This is a genomic window from Haloferax prahovense DSM 18310, assembly GCF_000336815.1.
GTDB classification, from domain to species: Archaea; Halobacteriota; Halobacteria; order Halobacteriales; family Haloferacaceae; genus Haloferax; species Haloferax prahovense.
The window spans coordinates 120569-135139 of the sequence record NZ_AOLG01000009.1; the positions used below are offsets into that span (position 1 = coordinate 120569).

At 69.3% G+C, this 14571-nt stretch carries 17 protein-coding genes and 2 tRNA genes; 16 read left to right on the plus strand and 3 right to left on the minus strand.

The annotated features are described in order from the left end of the window. Window positions 1–25: 25 nt before the first annotated feature. The 3 genes from ftsZ to C457_RS03040 all read right to left on the minus strand — a co-directional run bounded on the left by ftsZ (window position 26) and on the right by C457_RS03040 (window position 2233). Window positions 26–1237, minus strand: a complete 1212-nt coding sequence (gene ftsZ, locus C457_RS03030) for a cell division protein FtsZ (RefSeq protein ID WP_008091869.1) — start codon at window positions 1235–1237, stop codon at window positions 26–28. A gap of 2 nt (window positions 1238–1239) precedes the next feature. After that, window positions 1240–1425 carry a ribbon-helix-helix domain-containing protein gene (locus C457_RS03035; protein ID WP_004973176.1) on the minus strand — a complete coding sequence of 62 codons (186 nt, stop codon included), beginning with the start codon at window positions 1423–1425 and terminating at the stop codon, window positions 1240–1242. Between the two features lie 217 nt (window positions 1426–1642). Then, complete coding sequence (locus C457_RS03040) at window positions 1643–2233, minus strand: double zinc ribbon domain-containing protein (RefSeq protein WP_008091873.1); 591 nt, start codon at window positions 2231–2233, stop codon at window positions 1643–1645. A 112-nt stretch (window positions 2234–2345) separates the two neighbouring features. On the opposite strand from C457_RS03040, the gene C457_RS03045 reads away from it, so the two are divergent. The 16 genes from C457_RS03045 (at window position 2346) to C457_RS03115 (ending at window position 14565) form a co-directional block, all read left to right on the plus strand. Further along, a tRNA-Tyr gene (locus C457_RS03045) sits at window positions 2346–2419 on the plus strand. Between the two features lie 5 nt (window positions 2420–2424). Continuing rightward, window positions 2425–2494 (plus strand) — tRNA-Tyr (locus tag C457_RS19950). Between the two features lie 211 nt (window positions 2495–2705). Then, window positions 2706–3689, plus strand: coding sequence for an aldo/keto reductase (locus C457_RS03050; RefSeq protein ID WP_008091874.1), 984 nt, complete (start codon window positions 2706–2708; stop codon window positions 3687–3689). Between the two features lie 273 nt (window positions 3690–3962). Then, complete coding sequence (locus tag C457_RS03055) at window positions 3963–4676, plus strand: hypothetical protein (RefSeq protein WP_152419968.1); 714 nt, start codon at window positions 3963–3965, stop codon at window positions 4674–4676. 83 nt (window positions 4677–4759) lie between these two features. Beyond that, window positions 4760–5395 carry an HAD family hydrolase gene (locus C457_RS03060; RefSeq protein WP_008091876.1) on the plus strand — a complete coding sequence of 212 codons (636 nt, stop codon included), beginning with the start codon at window positions 4760–4762 and terminating at the stop codon, window positions 5393–5395. Continuing rightward, window positions 5386–6294, plus strand: a complete 909-nt coding sequence (locus tag C457_RS03065) for a CobD/CbiB family cobalamin biosynthesis protein (protein WP_008091877.1) — start codon at window positions 5386–5388, stop codon at window positions 6292–6294. Before C457_RS03060 ends, C457_RS03065 begins: the two co-directional genes overlap by 10 nt. Beyond that, the gene (gene cobS / locus C457_RS03070) at window positions 6285–7049 is read left to right on the plus strand and encodes an adenosylcobinamide-GDP ribazoletransferase (protein ID WP_008091878.1); all 765 of its coding nucleotides are present in this window, start codon (window positions 6285–6287) and stop codon (window positions 7047–7049) included. Before C457_RS03065 ends, cobS begins: the two co-directional genes overlap by 10 nt. Continuing rightward, window positions 7034–7678 (plus strand): NTP transferase domain-containing protein, encoded by a 645-nt coding sequence (locus tag C457_RS03075; protein ID WP_008091880.1) that lies wholly within the window; start codon window positions 7034–7036, stop codon window positions 7676–7678. Before cobS ends, C457_RS03075 begins: the two co-directional genes overlap by 16 nt. After that, window positions 7669–8688 (plus strand): nicotinate-nucleotide--dimethylbenzimidazole phosphoribosyltransferase, encoded by a 1020-nt coding sequence (locus C457_RS03080; RefSeq protein WP_008091882.1) that lies wholly within the window; start codon window positions 7669–7671, stop codon window positions 8686–8688. The genes C457_RS03075 and C457_RS03080 overlap by 10 nt, the downstream gene beginning before the upstream one ends. Then, window positions 8678–9700 (plus strand): threonine-phosphate decarboxylase CobD, encoded by a 1023-nt coding sequence (gene cobD / locus C457_RS03085; protein ID WP_008091884.1) that lies wholly within the window; start codon window positions 8678–8680, stop codon window positions 9698–9700. Before C457_RS03080 ends, cobD begins: the two co-directional genes overlap by 11 nt. Continuing rightward, entirely contained in the window at window positions 9693–10421 is a 729-nt protein-coding gene (locus C457_RS03090) for an adenosylcobinamide amidohydrolase (RefSeq protein WP_008091886.1), read from the plus strand. Before cobD ends, C457_RS03090 begins: the two co-directional genes overlap by 8 nt. 99 nt (window positions 10422–10520) lie before the next feature. Continuing rightward, entirely contained in the window at window positions 10521–11534 is a 1014-nt protein-coding gene (locus C457_RS03095) for a pyridoxal phosphate-dependent aminotransferase (protein ID WP_008091888.1), read from the plus strand. Between the two features lie 362 nt (window positions 11535–11896). Further along, window positions 11897–12670: a nucleotide-binding protein gene (locus tag C457_RS03100; RefSeq protein WP_008091890.1), complete on the plus strand. Its 774-nt coding sequence runs from the start codon at window positions 11897–11899 to the stop codon at window positions 12668–12670. After that, window positions 12667–13251: a hypothetical protein gene (locus tag C457_RS03105; RefSeq protein ID WP_008091891.1), complete on the plus strand. Its 585-nt coding sequence runs from the start codon at window positions 12667–12669 to the stop codon at window positions 13249–13251. Before C457_RS03100 ends, C457_RS03105 begins: the two co-directional genes overlap by 4 nt. Before the next feature lie 64 nt (window positions 13252–13315). Further along, a complete protein-coding gene (locus C457_RS03110; protein ID WP_008091892.1) occupies window positions 13316–13771 on the plus strand; it encodes an OsmC family protein in 456 nt (151 codons plus the stop codon). Between the two features lie 62 nt (window positions 13772–13833). Next, window positions 13834–14565, plus strand: a complete 732-nt coding sequence (locus C457_RS03115) for a hypothetical protein (protein ID WP_008091893.1) — start codon at window positions 13834–13836, stop codon at window positions 14563–14565. The last annotated feature ends 6 nt before the right edge of the window (window positions 14566–14571 follow it).

Consider the following 14571-nt stretch of genomic DNA (forward strand, 5'->3'; position numbering starts at 1 on the left):
GCGTCCGCACGGGTCAGACAGGGCGTTACCGGATGACGTCGAGACCGTTGTTCTTCTCGACTTCGTCGCGGCCGCCGTCGGACCACGTGCCGCTCTGCGCCGTCTGGGCTCGTTCCGAGCTATCGAACTCCGAGCTTGAACCCGAGTGCTGTTGTTGCTGCGACTCGCGCGACTGGATGCTCTGACGCGACTTATCGGCCTGCTTCTGCGTCGTCGGGCCGAGGACCTGCGCGGACTGGACGCCCGTCATGATGGCCATGACGCGGACTTTCCCCTTGTACTCGTCCTGAATGCGAGCGCCCCAGATGACGTTCGCGGCGGCTTCCAGCCGTTCGGTGATGTTGCTCGCGATTCCCTCGGCCTCCTTCAGCGTGAGGTCGGGGCCGCCCGTGATGTGGACGAGACCGCCGGACGCACCGCGGTAGTCCACGTCGAGAAGCGGGTGGTTCATCGCGTCGTTGACCACTTCTTGGGTCTTGTTCTTGTCCTGGGTCTCGCCGACGAGCATCACCGCGACGCCGCCCTGATTCATGATGGTCGACATGTCGGCGTAGTCGAGGTTGATGAGCGACGGTTGGGTAATCGTCTCCGAGATGCCCTTGACAGTCTCGGCGATAATCTGGTCCATGACCGAGAACGCCTTGCCGATGGGCAGGTTCGGGACGTAATCGAGGAGGCGGTTGTTGTCCAGCACGATGATGGAGTCGGCCTCGTTGCGGAGGTTTTCGAGTCCCTCCTCGGCCTTGACCGTGCGGGCGCGCTCGACGTTGAACGGGGTCGAGACCATGCCCACGACGATTGCGCCCTGCTCCTTTGCGATTTTCGCGACGACGGGGGCCGCACCGGTTCCGGTGCCACCGCCCATCCCTGCGGTGACGAACACGAGGTCGGCGTCGCCGAGCACGTCTTTGATCGTGCCCTGTGCCATCTCGGTCGCGCGCTCACCCATCGACGGGTCACCACCGGCGCCGAGACCCTGCGTCAGGGACTTCCCGACGAGGATTTTCGTGTCCGCTTCGATCATCTTCAGGTGCTGCTTGTCGGTGTTGATGGCGACCGTGTCGGCCCCCTCGACACCGATGTTGTACAGGCGGTTGATGGTGTTGTTGCCGGCACCACCAGCGCCGACGATGACGATTCGCGGGTCACCGAACTGGTCGTCGCTGTCTTCGAGCGACGACTGCGTCTTGCGCTCGGCCTCGTCCCGTTCCATCGCCTCGCGAACGATATCCTGCATAATTACACCTTTGCCCAGCCGCGCTTGCTGGTAGATTCGCGCTGTCGCTTGTCAGTAGTCTGTTCGTTGAGCATATCGCGAACGGCGGAACGGATGGCTTCGGATCGGTTCGGGAACTCTCCCGTCTCGACCATCCGCTCGACCTCCTCGATTTGCTGCTTCGGAATTCGTAGTGTCACACGCTCCATGTTTACATTCCCCCGGTAAGACGGCGCGCCGCACTCGTGTGCGAGTGTCTTACACCCGAAAACCGACGGACGACGCCGGGATACGGGCCGCCGTCGGGTGGCTGTAAGACAACCGTCTTACGCGATAATCACCACAGAGGGATAGAATATAAATGTAACGGCGATTGTAAGACGGCGCTGAATATCCCGTATAGGGCGCTTTAATCGCCGGTTATGCTCATTCCAGAACGTCGGCTGCGGGCGTCCGGCGACCGCAGTCGGGGCAGAACGCCCAGTCGGAACGGAGTTCGTCGCCGCACTCGCAGAACACGCGATGAGAGGTTTTCTCGCCGCAGTTCGGGCAGTACACGTGGTCCTGCCCCACGGATTCGCCACATTGGCCACAGTTCATCTCGGGAGAGTCCGCCTCCGGAGCGTCCAGTTCGCCCCGTGTCTTACGAACCGTATTCGGGGTTTCTTCCCGGTCTGCACCCGCGTTTACGCGTGATTCGCCGTTCGAACCATCGACGTTGATGTTGACGTTCAGGTCCGAGGGTGTCGGACGCTCGGACTCGCGGGCCGCCGCCACTTCCTCGACGAGCGTCGGGAGTCGTTCGTCGAGCCGCTCGTCGACGAGTTCCTCGACCCGCGCCGAGAGCGCGCCGTCGAGGCCGTCGGTGTCGGACGTATCGTCGTCCGCGGCGTCGTCACGTTCCAAGTCGTCGAGGTACTGGCGGAGCGCCTCGCGCATCACCTCGCTTTTCGAGGTGTCGAGGCGGTCCAAGCGCTCGACGAGGGCGTCGTCGGCGCGGAACGTGATTTTACTCATTACTCCGGGATTATCTCGGCAGCACATCAATGTTCGCACGTGTCTGACACACAGCACACGCGGCGGCGAGAATGATAATGGTTAAACGCATCGACCGGATAGCAATCGGTGACCGCTCTTAGCTCAGCCTGGCAGAGCAGCCGACTGTAGATCGGCTTGTCCCCCGTTCAAATCGGGGAGAGCGGACTGAACTTCAACNCAGCCTGGCAGAGCAGCCGACTGTAGATCGGCTTGTCCCCCGTTCAAATCGGGGAGAGCGGACTGAACTTCAACACCCGCGAGCGCAGCGAGCGGTGTTGAATGTGACGGACTTCTCGACCCGATTTGAGCAGCGAGCAACGCAACGTGTTGCGAGTGAGTTCATATCGGAGAGAGCGGTCAGATTCTGCCCTCGTCCGAACCTTCACGAACAATCGGCGTATATCTCGCCGCGACCCCGTCATTTACTGCCGTCTGTCCGAAATCGGACGCCATGGATTCTCGACCGCTCGGTACGACTGGATTCGACGTCTCTGAGGTCGCACTGGGTACGTGGCAACTCGGCGGTAGCTGGGGCCCGGTGACCGACGAAGAGGCGTACGACGCCATCGAAGCCGCGCTGGACGCGGGCATCAACTTCCTCGACACCGCCGACGTGTACGGCGACGGCGACAGCGAACGTCGAATCGGCGACGTACTCGCCGACCGCGATGACGACGTCACCGTCGCCACCAAGGCGGGGCGACGACTCGACCCCCACGAGGCGGACGGCTACAACCGCGAGAACCTCGAACGGTTCGTGGACCGAAGCCGGGACAACCTCCGCGTGGACTCGCTGGACCTCGTCCAACTCCACTGCCCGCCGCGAGACGTGTACTACCAGCCGGAGGTGTTCGACGCGCTCTCGGACCTCCGCGACGCCGGGAAGATAGACCACTACGGCGTGAGCGTCGAGAAGGTCGAAGACGCCCTCAAGGCCATCGAGTACGACGGTGTGGAGACGGTACAGATAATCTTCAATCCGCTCCGACAGCGACCCGCCGAGCTGTTCTTCCGGGAGGCGAAGCGCCGGAACGTCGGCGTCATCGTCCGCGTCCCGCTCGCGTCGGGCCTACTCACGGGCGCGCTCTCCGAAGACGCCGAGTTCGGCGAGGACGACCACCGGAACTACAACCGAAACGGCGAGGCGTTCGACGTGGGCGAGACGTTCGCCGGAATCCCGTTCGAAGACGGCCTCGCCGCCGCGGACTCGATACAGGAGGTCGTTCCCGAGGGCGTCTCGCTCGCGCAGTTCACGCTCCGTTGGATTCTCTCGTTCGACGCCGTGAGCACCATCATCCCCGGGTCGAAGACGCCGGCGCACATCCGCGACAACGTCGCCGCGGCGTCGCTCCCGCCGCTGTCGGCAGCCCAGTTCGAACGTGTCGAAGAAGCGTACGACTCGTACGCGCGCGAGCACGTTCACCATCGCTGGTGAGGTGCTCCCCAGTAGCGGCTATCGGTGCGTGACAGCCGATTAGCTCTCGAAGACGTCCTCGTAGTCGTTGCGGATGAAGTACCGGGCTCAATTTCCGTCGGTCCGGTCGTCCCGGTCTCCAGCGTCTCGGAGAGAGCGACGTCGTCGCCGGCGGTGTCGTTGGACTCCTCACCCGGCGATATCGTTCGTCTGCATCTGCAGTTCGGCAGCGGCGGGCGTCTCTGACGCCCTCCCGCAGAAGATACTTATCCGCCAACACGTTCGGTCCCAGTAGTGCCCTCCCGCAAGATGCTCCTCCTCGCAGTCGCTGTTGGAGTCGCGCTCATCGGCGGGTCCGTTGCGCTCGACGCGACGACCCCCGACAGGACGTACACCTACGAGGTGAGAGAGCTGTCTGCCTCCGCCGAGGGCGCCGCAGCGGTGGTCGTAGACGACACCACGGTCGACCCGTCGGGGCCGTCGGCGGCGTTCATCGCCAGCGACGGTCCCGGTGACCGACCGGAACGGGCGGCGCTCCGCGAGGCGGCAAACGGGTCTCGGACGAAAGCAGCGCTCCCCGGGTCGCTCGTCGACCACCGGTATGCCGTCGTCGGGACTAGCGGCACCATCTCAGACGTGAGTGAGGTCTACCGCCTCCACGAATACGAGGAAGGCGGGACAGTACGAGTTACCGCCGAGCGAGTCACATTACACGCGTTCTACGACGAACTCGCGGGTTCCGCCGCCACCCCTCGACTACGTGAACTCGTTCGAACGGGGGAACTCACCACACACGAACGCCTGACCACCGTTCTCGTCGCGCACGACGGGCGGTACTTCCACGTGACCCAACCACCGCTGTCAACCCGATACGCGGGTATGAGCACTGACCTCCACGACGCGGGGTACTTGCTCGGGAGTGGTATCGTGCTCCTCGCTGGGGGGTGGTACGTCCTCGAACGGTGGGGGCGACGCATCCGTGGGGACGGTCCCGAGGGTCGTCGCTGACGGCCAGCGAGAAACTCGATTGGTCTCCGCAGCTGAACCCCCGCTTCGCTATATTCAAGTACAGTTTCGCCAATGAAATTCTAGTGGCAGTCACGTTCGACCTCTTCGGTACGCTCGTCGACGCCGAGTACCCGTCAGACCCCGGCGCGGCGGTCGCAGACGCGCTCCGCGAGTACGGCGTCGCCGTCCCCGACGACTGGGATGACGCCTACCGCGAGGTCCACATCGACGCGCCCGAGGGCGCGGAGGTCCCGCTTCCGGCCCACGTCGCCGCGGCGCTTCGCTCTCGGGGCGTCGCCTCGCCGGATAACGCCGCTCGGCGGGCGGTCATCACGGCGTTCGACCCCGAGGTGACCACCCGTCCCGGCGCGGTCGAGGCGGTCGCGGCTGCCCGCGAGGCCGGCGCGGTCGGCCTCCTCTCGAACTGTTCGGTTCCCGAACTCGTCGCGCGGACGCTCATCCGCTCGGACCTCGACCGGCGCGGCTTCGACGACATCACGACGAGCGTCGCCTGCGGCTGGCGGAAACCTCACCCGCAAGCGTTCGAGGCGGCCGCTCGCGGCCTCGGCGTCGAGGCGACCGAGGTAGTCCACGTCGGCGACGATCCGGACTCCGACGGCGGCGTCGAGGGCGTCGGCGGCCGGTTCGTGAACCTCCGGGAGACGACGCTCGAATCGGTCGCGGCGAGGCTACGCACCGGGGAGGACCCGTGCCCGTGACCGCCGCGGCCGCCGTCGTCGCCGCCGCGGCGCTGGACCGAGGGTTCGCCGAACCGCCGGCGCGCATCCACCCTGTCGCGCTGTTCGGACGACTCGTCTCCCCCGTCGACCGCGAGTGGGCCCGTCCGACGCTCGTCGGCGCGGTCGCGGCCGTCGCGCTCCCGGCTCTCGCCGCGGGCGTCGCCGCGGGCTCGACGTGGGGTGCGACGCTCGTCTCGCCGTGGCTCGGCGCGGCCGTCGCCGCGCTCGCGCTGTTTTCGACCACGAGCCTTCGCATGTTGCTCGACGCGGCGGAGACGGTCGTCTCGGCCACGGCGGACGAGTCCGACCTCGACGCCGCCCGGGACGAACTCCGGGCGCTGGCCGGGCGCGACCCGTCGTCGCTCTCGGCGGCCGACATCCGGAGCGCCGCCGTCGAGAGCGCCGCGGAGAACCTCGCCGACGGGCTCGTCGCCCCGTTGCTCGCGTTTACGCTCCTCGCGCCCGCGTCGCTCCCGCTCGCGGTCGGCGCGGCCGCGTGGGTGAAAGGCGTCAACACGCTCGACTCGATGCTCGGCTACCGACACAAGCCGGTCGGTCGCGTTCCGGCCCGCCTCGACGACGCGGTGATGTGGCTCCCGGCGCGCGTCTCGGCCGTCTTACTGGCCGTCGTCGCCGGCGCGCCGGCCACGGTGGCCCGGGTCGGCGAGCTGGCGCGCCGCCCGTCGTCGCCCAACTCGGGGTGGCCGATGGCGACCCTCGCGGTCCTGCTGGAAACGCGACTCGAAAAGCCCGGCCACTACCTGCTCGACGGGGGTCCCGAGGCACCCGACGCGGCGACGGCCGCGCGGGGCGTCCGACTCGTCTCGCGGGCGGGCCTCGCCGCGTTCGCCGTCGCGGGGGTGGTCGCGTGGTTCTGACCGCGCTCCGCGGCGCGCTCGGCTTCCTCACCCGCCTCCCCGTCGGCGGCGACGAGTCGAACTGGGACGCCTTCAGGCGCGCGCCCGTGGCGTTTCCGCTCGTCGGCTACGTCGTCGGCGCGCTCGCCGCGCTCCCGCTGTTGCTCCCGCTGCCGATTCCGACCGCGGCCGCGCTGTACCTCGTGACGCTGTACCTCGTGACCGGCGTCACCCACGCCGACGGCCTCGCGGACCTCGGCGACGCCGCGGTCGTCCACGGCGACGCCGGCCGGCGGCTGTCGGTCCTGAAGGACTCTCAGACGGGGGTCGGCGGTCTGCTCGCGTTCGGCCTGACGCTCGTCGTCCTCGCGCTCGGCGCGTTCGGACTCGCAGGCGCGGGTGGTCGCGTCGGCCTCACGGCCGCCGTCGCAATCGCGCTCGCCGCCGAGGTCGGCGCGAAAGCCGGTATGGCGACGCTGGTCTGTCTCGGCGCGCCCGCCCACGAGGGGCTCGGATCGGCGCTCGTCGGCGAGAACAGTCCCTCGGGGCTGCTCGCCGTCGCCGTGGCCTGTCTCCCGGTCGTCGCGCTCGCGCCGGTCACGGGCGGTCCCGCGGTCGTCGCGGCGCTCTGCTGTGGACCGGTCGTCGCGCTCCTCGTCCGCTCGTGGGGTCGCGCCCGACTCGGCGGCGTCTCGGGCGACCTGCTCGGCGCGACGAACGAACTGGCCCGCGCCGCGGCCGTCCACGTGGGGGTGGTGGTATGGACGCTCTCGTGATGTGCGGCGGCCGCGGCACCCGCCTCGACGCGCCGGTCGAAAAGCCGCTCGTGGAAATCTGCGGGCGGCCCATGCTCGACCGAGTCGCCGCGGCGCTCCGCGATTCGAGCGTCGAGACCGTCCGCGCGGTCACCTCGCCGCACACGCCGAACACCCGCGACCGCGCCGCCGACCTCGGTCTCGACCCCATCGAGGCCCCCGGCGACGGCTACGTCTCCGACCTCGGATTCGCGCTGGCCCGCGTCTCTCGACCAGCCGTCACCGTCGTCTCCGACCTGCCGCTCGTAGCTCCCGAACACGTCGACGCCGTCGTCGCGGCCGCCGATGGCGGGGCCGCCACCGCGTGCGTCCCCGTCGAACTGAAGCGAGAACTCGGCGCCAGCGTCGACGACGCGCTCGTCTTCGACTACGAGGGGACCGCCGTCTGCCCGACCGGACTGGGCGTCGTCGGCCCCGCGGACGCAGCTGCCGAGACCGACGCCGAGACGAACGCCGGCACCGGCGCCGACACCAACACCGACGCAGACACAGACACCGATTCGACCATGTACCTCTCCACAGACACCAAACTCGCACTCAACGTGAACCGCCCGACAGACATCGCGCTCGCGGAGGACCGATGCGAGTAGTCCTCGTCGCCGGCACGACCGAGACGGCGAAGATTCCCGGTATCAGCGCCGCCGGCGCGGACCCCTCGCTCGTCGGCCACACGCCGAGCGCCGACGCCGAAATCATCGAGTACGGCGAGCCCGTCCGCTCGCCGGTGACGCCGATCAGCCCGACCGGCTGTCCGACGCCCGCGGCCGTCACCCGCGCCGTCAAGCAACTCACCGGATTCGACGTGCTCACCGTGGACGCCGGTCTCGCCAAGCCGAGCGCCGCACCGACCATCGACGTGGGGGCGCGACCCGGCCGCGACATCCGTGAGAGCGAACCGGTCCCGACCGCGCCCGGCGCGTTCGAGGCGGCCCGGCGGATGGGCCTCGCGCTCCCCGAAGACGAACTCGTCATCGGCGAGACCGTCCCCGGCGGGACGACCACCGCGCTCGCGGTGTTCCGCGCGCTCGGCGAGGAGTTCCCCGTCTCGTCGTCGCTCCCGGACAACCCGACGAGCCTGAAGGAAGAGGTCGTCGACGAGGCGTTCGAAGCCAGCGACGTCGAACCCGGCTTCGCGGCCCACAAGCCCCGGCGCGCCGCCCGCTACCTCGGCGACCCGGTGCTTCCGGTCGTTGCCGGACTCACCGTCGGCGCGCTCGAAAACGGTATCGACGTGACGCTCGGCGGCGGGACGCAACTGCTCGCGGCCGCCGCGCTCGCCCGCCACGCCGGCGCGAACGGCGACCTGACCCTCGCCACCACTTCGTACCTCGCCGACGACGTGCCCGAGTTGGCCGCCGCCGCCGAGGCGCTCGACCTCGAGTTGACCGTCACCGACCCCGGCTTCGAGACGCACCCGCTGGACCGCTACGCCGCGGGCGAGGCCAAGGAGGGCGCGGGGATGGGCGGCGCGCTCATGCTCGCCGACCGGATGGGCGTCCTCGACGACGTGGAGTCGGCCACGCTCGACGTGCTCTCGACGTTGGACCCCGAGGCCGTCGAGACCACGGCGGCCGACGCCGATACCGACGATGGACCCTGAGTCCGTCCGGGCGGGGAGCCGCGTCCCCCACGGCGGGACCACCGACCCGACCGTCCTCGACTTCAGCGCGAACACCAACCCCGAGCGGCCCGCGGGCGTCGAGGCGGTGTACCGCGAGGCGTTCGACGCTTCGACCCGCTACCCCGACGACGACTACGGCGACTTCCGGGCGGCCGCCGGCGACTACGTCGGCTGTGTCCCCGACGCGGTCGTGCCGACCGCGGGCGGCCTCGAAGCCCTGCGGCTCGCGTTCGAGGTGACGCTGTCGCCCGGCGACACCGCGCTCGTCCCCCAACCGAGTTTCGGGGAGTACGACCGCGAGATTCGCCTGCAGGGCGCGGAGCCGGTTCCCGTCGCCCACGACGAACTCCTCGACGCCGACCCCGCGGGCCACGCGGTCGCGGTCGTCTGCACGCCGAACAACCCGACGGGCGAACTCGCGCCCGCCGCCGACCTCCGGGCGTTCGCGGCGCGCTGCCGCGAGGCCGACACGGTCCTCGTCGTCGACGAGGCGTTCCTCGATTTCACCGACGAGCCGAGCCTCGCGGGAGAACCCGGCGTCGTCGTCGCCCGGTCGCTGACGAAGATGTTCGGCCTGCCGGGCATCCGCGCCGGGTTCGCCGTCGCCACCGACGACCTCAGCGACCGACTCGCCGTGGCCCGACGAGCGTGGTCGCTCTCGACGCCCGCGGCCGCCGTCGGCACGCACTGCATGGACGACGCAGAGTTCGTCTCGCGCACGCGAGAGCGCGTCGCGGACGAGCGCGAACGACTCCGCGAGACGCTGTCCGAGGCCTTCGACGTGTACCCGTCGGACGCGCCGTTTCTCCTCTTCGACGTCGGCGACCGCGACGTCGACGCGATGGTCGAGACCGCCCGCGACCGCGGCGTCGCCGTCCGGGACGCGACGACGTTTCCGACGCTCGACTCGCACGTCCGCGTCGCGGTGAAACGCCCCGACGAGAACGACGAACTGCTCCGGGCGCTCGCCGCCGTCGCCGACGATGTTTGAGGCGACGCGCCGCGACGGCGTCTGTCGGCTGAGCCGTCCGGACACGCGCTGGCTCTCGACGGGCTACGCCGGCGGCGAGTCGCGGGCCGACGCCGCGTTCAACGTCACCGTCCCCGAGGGCTGGCCCGAGACGGACCTCGACGCGTACGTCGAACGTCGACTCTCGTCTGCCGGCTTCGACGAGCGCGGCCCGACGCTCCTGACGGGCGTGGGGCAGGAACACGCCCGACGCGCCCGGTTCGGCCCGGTCGGGGTCGTCGCCACTGCGGGCGTGTCGAACCCGGCGGAACTCCCGATAGACGGCGACCCGAGCGAATGGGACGACGAGTCCGACACGGCTGACGTGACGGCCGGCGGCGACGGCGGTGACCCGACAGGCACGGTCAACGTCTTCGTCGGGACGACGCGGTCGCTGGAGCCGGGTGCGCTCGCGAACCTCGTCGCCGTGGCCGCCGAGGCGAAGGCGGCGACGCTCCTCGACCGCTGCGGCGCGCCGGGGACGACGACCGACGCCGTGGTCGCCGCGTGCGACCCCACGGGCGACCCGGTGACGTTCTCGGGGAGCGCGACCGAGGTCGGCAACGCCGCGCGGGTCTGCGTCCGCGACGCGGTGCTCGCGAGCCTCGACTCGCGGTACGACGACGACCCGATTCCCCGGGGCGTCGACGAGGCGAGTTACGGCGTCGTCGCCGACGACCGCGCGACCGTCTCTCCGATTTGAGAACCACCGAAAAAACGGCTCGTGGGGTGTGGAATCCACGGTGGTAGCTAAATGGTTCCCGTAGAAGCCTTGATTATAGTCGGTGGCTAGCACGTTGGTATGGATCCCGGTTCCGTTCCCGATGTCGACCACGTTACCCACGGCGGGACCGCCGACCACTCCCTCGTCGATTTCAGCACCGGGTCGAACCCGGAGCGGCCAGCGGGCATCGCCGGCGTCTACGAGTCGGCGCTCTCCACCTCGCGGCGATACTCGCTGGACGACTACTCTCGGTTTCGCGTCGCGGCCGCGGAGTTCGTGGGCTGTCACCCCGAGGAGGTCGTCCCCGCGGCGGGCGTCATCGAGGCGATGCGACTCGCCGTCGGAGTGACAGTCTCGCCGGGCGACAGCGTGGCGCTCCCGGCCCCGTGCTGCGGCGAGTACGCCCGCGAAATCCGGCTCCAAGGCGGCGAGCCGGTCCACGTTCCCCACGACCGACTGCTCGAGACCGTCGACCCCGACGAGCACGCGGCGGTGATTCTCAGCTACCCCGCGAACCCGCTCGGGACGGCCTACCCGCGAGACGAGCTTCGGGCGTTCATCGACGACTGCCGCCGGGTCGACACGCCCGTCATCGTCGACGAGTCGTACCTCGGTTTCACGCGCCTCCCGAGCACGGCCGGCCTCGACGGCGTCATCGCCCTCCACTCGGTGACGAACGTCTTCGGCGTCCCCTCGCTCCGCGCGGGGTTCGCGGCCGCGACGGGTGACCTGGGCGACCGGCTCTCGCGGGCGCGGTGTACGTGGGTGTTGTCGGCCCCCGCGGTGGAGGTCGCGACGTTCTGTCTCAAACAGGACGCCTTCCTCGAAGCCACGCGGGACCGGGTCGAACGGGAGCGCCCGCGGGTGGTCGCGGGCTTGGACCGACTCGGGTACGAACCGCACCCGGCCGACAGCACGCTCGTCTTGTTCCGCGCCGACGACGTCGACCGCGTTCTTCACGAGACCCGGCGTCGCGGCTTCGCCGTCCGCGACGCCCGCGACTACCAGCGGCTCGACTCGCACGTCAGAATCAACGTCCGCCGCCCGGACGAAAACGACCGCCTGCTCGCCGCGCTCGCCGAGGCGGCCTGAGTCGCCGCGGTCGCGTCTCGCTTTCGACTCATCGAACGACCGCTGGCGGGTCTCGGTCTCGGTTTCGGTCTCGCTTTCTCTCCGTCGGGGCCGCGGAACTCGTTCACCGACCGTCTCGCTGACCGCCGAGTCACCGATTCAGATAGACGATGAACGCGATGGTGAGGAGAGTCGCGTACACCGCGAACGTCGAGTCGTCGACGACGAAAGCGAACGATTGGATGACGATTCGGAACATCGCTGGTCGTTCTACACCATTATGGCCTCACTATTAATGCTTGTCACCGTTTAACACGATGTTCGTCGGCGCGCGTCCACAGCCGTTCCGAACACTTATGCGAAATCACCGGACACGTGGGGGCATGGTCGAGGCGTTCGCCGTCGCCAGCGGGAAGGGCGGCACGGGGAAGACGACGAGTACGCTCGCGCTGGGGATGGCGCTCGCCGAGGACTACGACGTGACCGTCATCGACGCGGACACGGGCATGGCAAACCTGCTGTTCCACGCCGGGTTGGACGACGCCGACGTGACGCTCCACGACTTACTCGTCGACGAGCGCGACGCCGCGGTGTCCGACGCGGTCTACGAGCGGTTCGGCATGTCGGTCGTCCCCTGCGGGACGAGTCTCGCGGCGTTCGAGGCCGCGGACCCCGGTCGCCTCCGGGACGTGGTCGCCGAACTCGCCGCCGACGCGGACGTGCTCCTCCTTGATTCGCCCGCCGCGCTCGGCTCGAAGAGCGCGGTGCTTCCGGTCGTCCTCGCGGACCGCATCGTCGTCGTCCTCCAGCCCACCGTGCCGTCGTTGTCCGACGGGCTGAAAGTCCAGGAGTACGCTCACTCCTACGGCACCGACACGGCGGGCGTGGTGTTCAACCGCGTGCGACCCGACGAGAACGTCGACAAAATCGCCGAGCAGGCCGGCCGCTACTTCGGAGGGCAGACGCTCGCCTCGGTTCCCGAGAGTGACGCGGTCCGGGCGGCCCGCCGCGAGGGGAAACCCCTCCTTGCGCACGCCCCCGAGGACCCGGCCGCGGACGCCTTCCGCGAGGCGGCCGCCCGACTCGACGTGCGCGACGGCGACGGCCGCGACGTAGCAGAGCGGTTCAAGAGCGCCGTCGTCCCCGAGCGGATATGAGAATCCCGCGGGGCGAACTCCGCCGGTCGCGCGTCGTCGACGACGCCGCGGCGGTCCTTCGGGCGGTGCTCGACGAGGAACTGACCGGCTACGTCGTCTTCGAGCCGCAAGACGCGCTCCTCCTCGGCGAGACCACCAGCGGCGTCGTCACGTTCGAAGACGGGATTCCCGTGCTCGCCTACGACACGGAGCGCGAGGTCGGCGGCCGCGACGGCTTGGAGGGGTTCGCCGTCACCGGCCCGACCCGCGCCGCGGTCCACGCCGTCGACACCGCGGCCCTCGCGGACGCCCACGAGGTCGAGGCGTTCCGCATCCCGCCGGGCGATCCGGCCCGCGTCCTCGCCGGCGACGAGCGGTTGGCAGAACAGACCGTCGACGCCGCCCCCGCCGCCCGCCGCGACGAGGGCCGCGACCAGAGCGCGGTCGAAGCGTTCCTCGCCGACGCCGACGCAATCGAGGAGATTCGGTCCGAGGCCCGCGAGGAGGCTCGCGCGAGGGCGTCGGAGTGGGGACTCGACGACGTGCTGGCGGACGACGCGCGCGACTCGGCCGCGATAGAACCCGGGACAGACAGCCGCTAACACGCTTCCCGAGGGCTGAGAACCGCCGACTGGTGTTATCGACCGCGTGCACGTCTGTACGGCTATGTCCGCAGAGAAACCCCAACAACTCACCTTCGACGTCAGCGCCCGCGCGGACTCCCCGACCGAGACCCGCGTCTCCACCCGCGGCTTCGAGTTCGTCGTCGACGAGCCCGAATCGCTCGGTGGGGCGAACGCCGGGCCGAACCCCGTCGAGTACGTCCTCGGGGCGCTCGCCGGCTGTCTGAACGTCACGGGGCACGTGGTCGCCCGCGAGATGGACCTCGACGTACGAGACCTCGAAATCTCCATCGAGGGCGACCTGAACCCCGCGAAGTTCATCGGCAAGCGCGACGACGGCCGCGCCGGCTACGAGGAGATTCGCGTCGCGGTCACCGCCGACGTGGACGCCGACGAAGAGACCATCGACGCGTGGCTCGCCGCCGTGGAATCGCGCTGCCCGGTCAGCGACAACCTGACCAACGCGACGCCGCTCGCGCTCTCGTTCGACCGACGGTAGGTGTCGTCCTCGCCTCGCCCACACGGGGATAGAGCCAAACCGCCGTCGTCCGTAGTTCTCCTGTGACCGTTCTGCGTCTCCTTCGACTCCGCCGGCCCGCCGACTTCGCGGACTGGTACCGAATCGGTGCCGAGTACGTCCACGACGTGGCCGCAGGCATGGGGCTCCGCGTCGGCGATTTCGAGTCGCGGGTGGTCCGCGCGACGGACGCCATGCGGGCGGGGCGGACCGACCTCCCACCGGACCTCGCCCGTTCTGTCGCCGCCGACCTGCTGGCCGACGCGGTGTTCTGCGACCCGTTCTGTCAGTGGATGCCGCTGTGGTACGAACTCGGCCTCGCGGCCCCCTGTGCCTACGCCGACTTCCGGCTTCGGCGGGTCGCCGAGCGCTACGCCGACGACCTCCCGCACCTGTCGGTGCCACGGTTTTCCCGCCCGGACGACGTGTACGTCGACGGTCGCCCCGCGACGGCGTACGTCGACGGCTTCGCCGAGCGGTTCGTCCTCGCCGACGCGATTCTCCATCTAGAGTGGTTCACCTACGTCGCCCGCGAGTCGGGCATCTTCGTCCCGCCGCTGTTGGTCGAGCGGACCCGCGAGCAGACCGTCGCCTACTACACCGGCCGGCGGACCGAACTCGACCCCGACGTGCGGACCTTCCAGCGACTGCTGTTTTCGGACGACGAGTGGGTCCGTCGCATCGCCGACGTGTACGACCTCGACAGCGTCCTGTTCGACTACTGGGAGCGAATCCTCGCACAGGAACGCCGCCGGCTCTCGGCGTTCGACGGCTGACTCGCC

What these genes read in the sequence shown, in the direction of transcription:
- ftsZ (WP_008091869.1), bottom strand. Translation starts at nt 1,237, where the DNA reads ATGCAGGATATCGTTCGCGAGGCGATGGAACGGGACGAGGCCGAGCGC.
- C457_RS03035 (WP_004973176.1), bottom strand. Translation starts at nt 1,425, where the DNA reads ATGGAGCGTGTGACACTACGAATTCCGAAGCAGCAAATCGAGGAGGTC.
- C457_RS03040 (WP_008091873.1), bottom strand. Translation starts at nt 2,233, where the DNA reads ATGAGTAAAATCACGTTCCGCGCCGACGACGCCCTCGTCGAGCGCTTG.
- C457_RS03050 (WP_008091874.1), top strand. Translation starts at nt 2,706, where the DNA reads ATGGATTCTCGACCGCTCGGTACGACTGGATTCGACGTCTCTGAGGTC.
- C457_RS03075 (WP_008091880.1), top strand. Translation starts at nt 7,034, where the DNA reads ATGGACGCTCTCGTGATGTGCGGCGGCCGCGGCACCCGCCTCGACGCG.
- C457_RS03080 (WP_008091882.1), top strand. Translation starts at nt 7,669, where the DNA reads ATGCGAGTAGTCCTCGTCGCCGGCACGACCGAGACGGCGAAGATTCCC.
- cobD (WP_008091884.1), top strand. Translation starts at nt 8,678, where the DNA reads ATGGACCCTGAGTCCGTCCGGGCGGGGAGCCGCGTCCCCCACGGCGGG.
- C457_RS03090 (WP_008091886.1), top strand. Translation starts at nt 9,693, where the DNA reads ATGTTTGAGGCGACGCGCCGCGACGGCGTCTGTCGGCTGAGCCGTCCG.
- C457_RS03095 (WP_008091888.1), top strand. Translation starts at nt 10,521, where the DNA reads ATGGATCCCGGTTCCGTTCCCGATGTCGACCACGTTACCCACGGCGGG.
- C457_RS03100 (WP_008091890.1), top strand. Translation starts at nt 11,897, where the DNA reads ATGGTCGAGGCGTTCGCCGTCGCCAGCGGGAAGGGCGGCACGGGGAAG.
- C457_RS03105 (WP_008091891.1), top strand. Translation starts at nt 12,667, where the DNA reads ATGAGAATCCCGCGGGGCGAACTCCGCCGGTCGCGCGTCGTCGACGAC.
- C457_RS03110 (WP_008091892.1), top strand. Translation starts at nt 13,316, where the DNA reads ATGTCCGCAGAGAAACCCCAACAACTCACCTTCGACGTCAGCGCCCGC.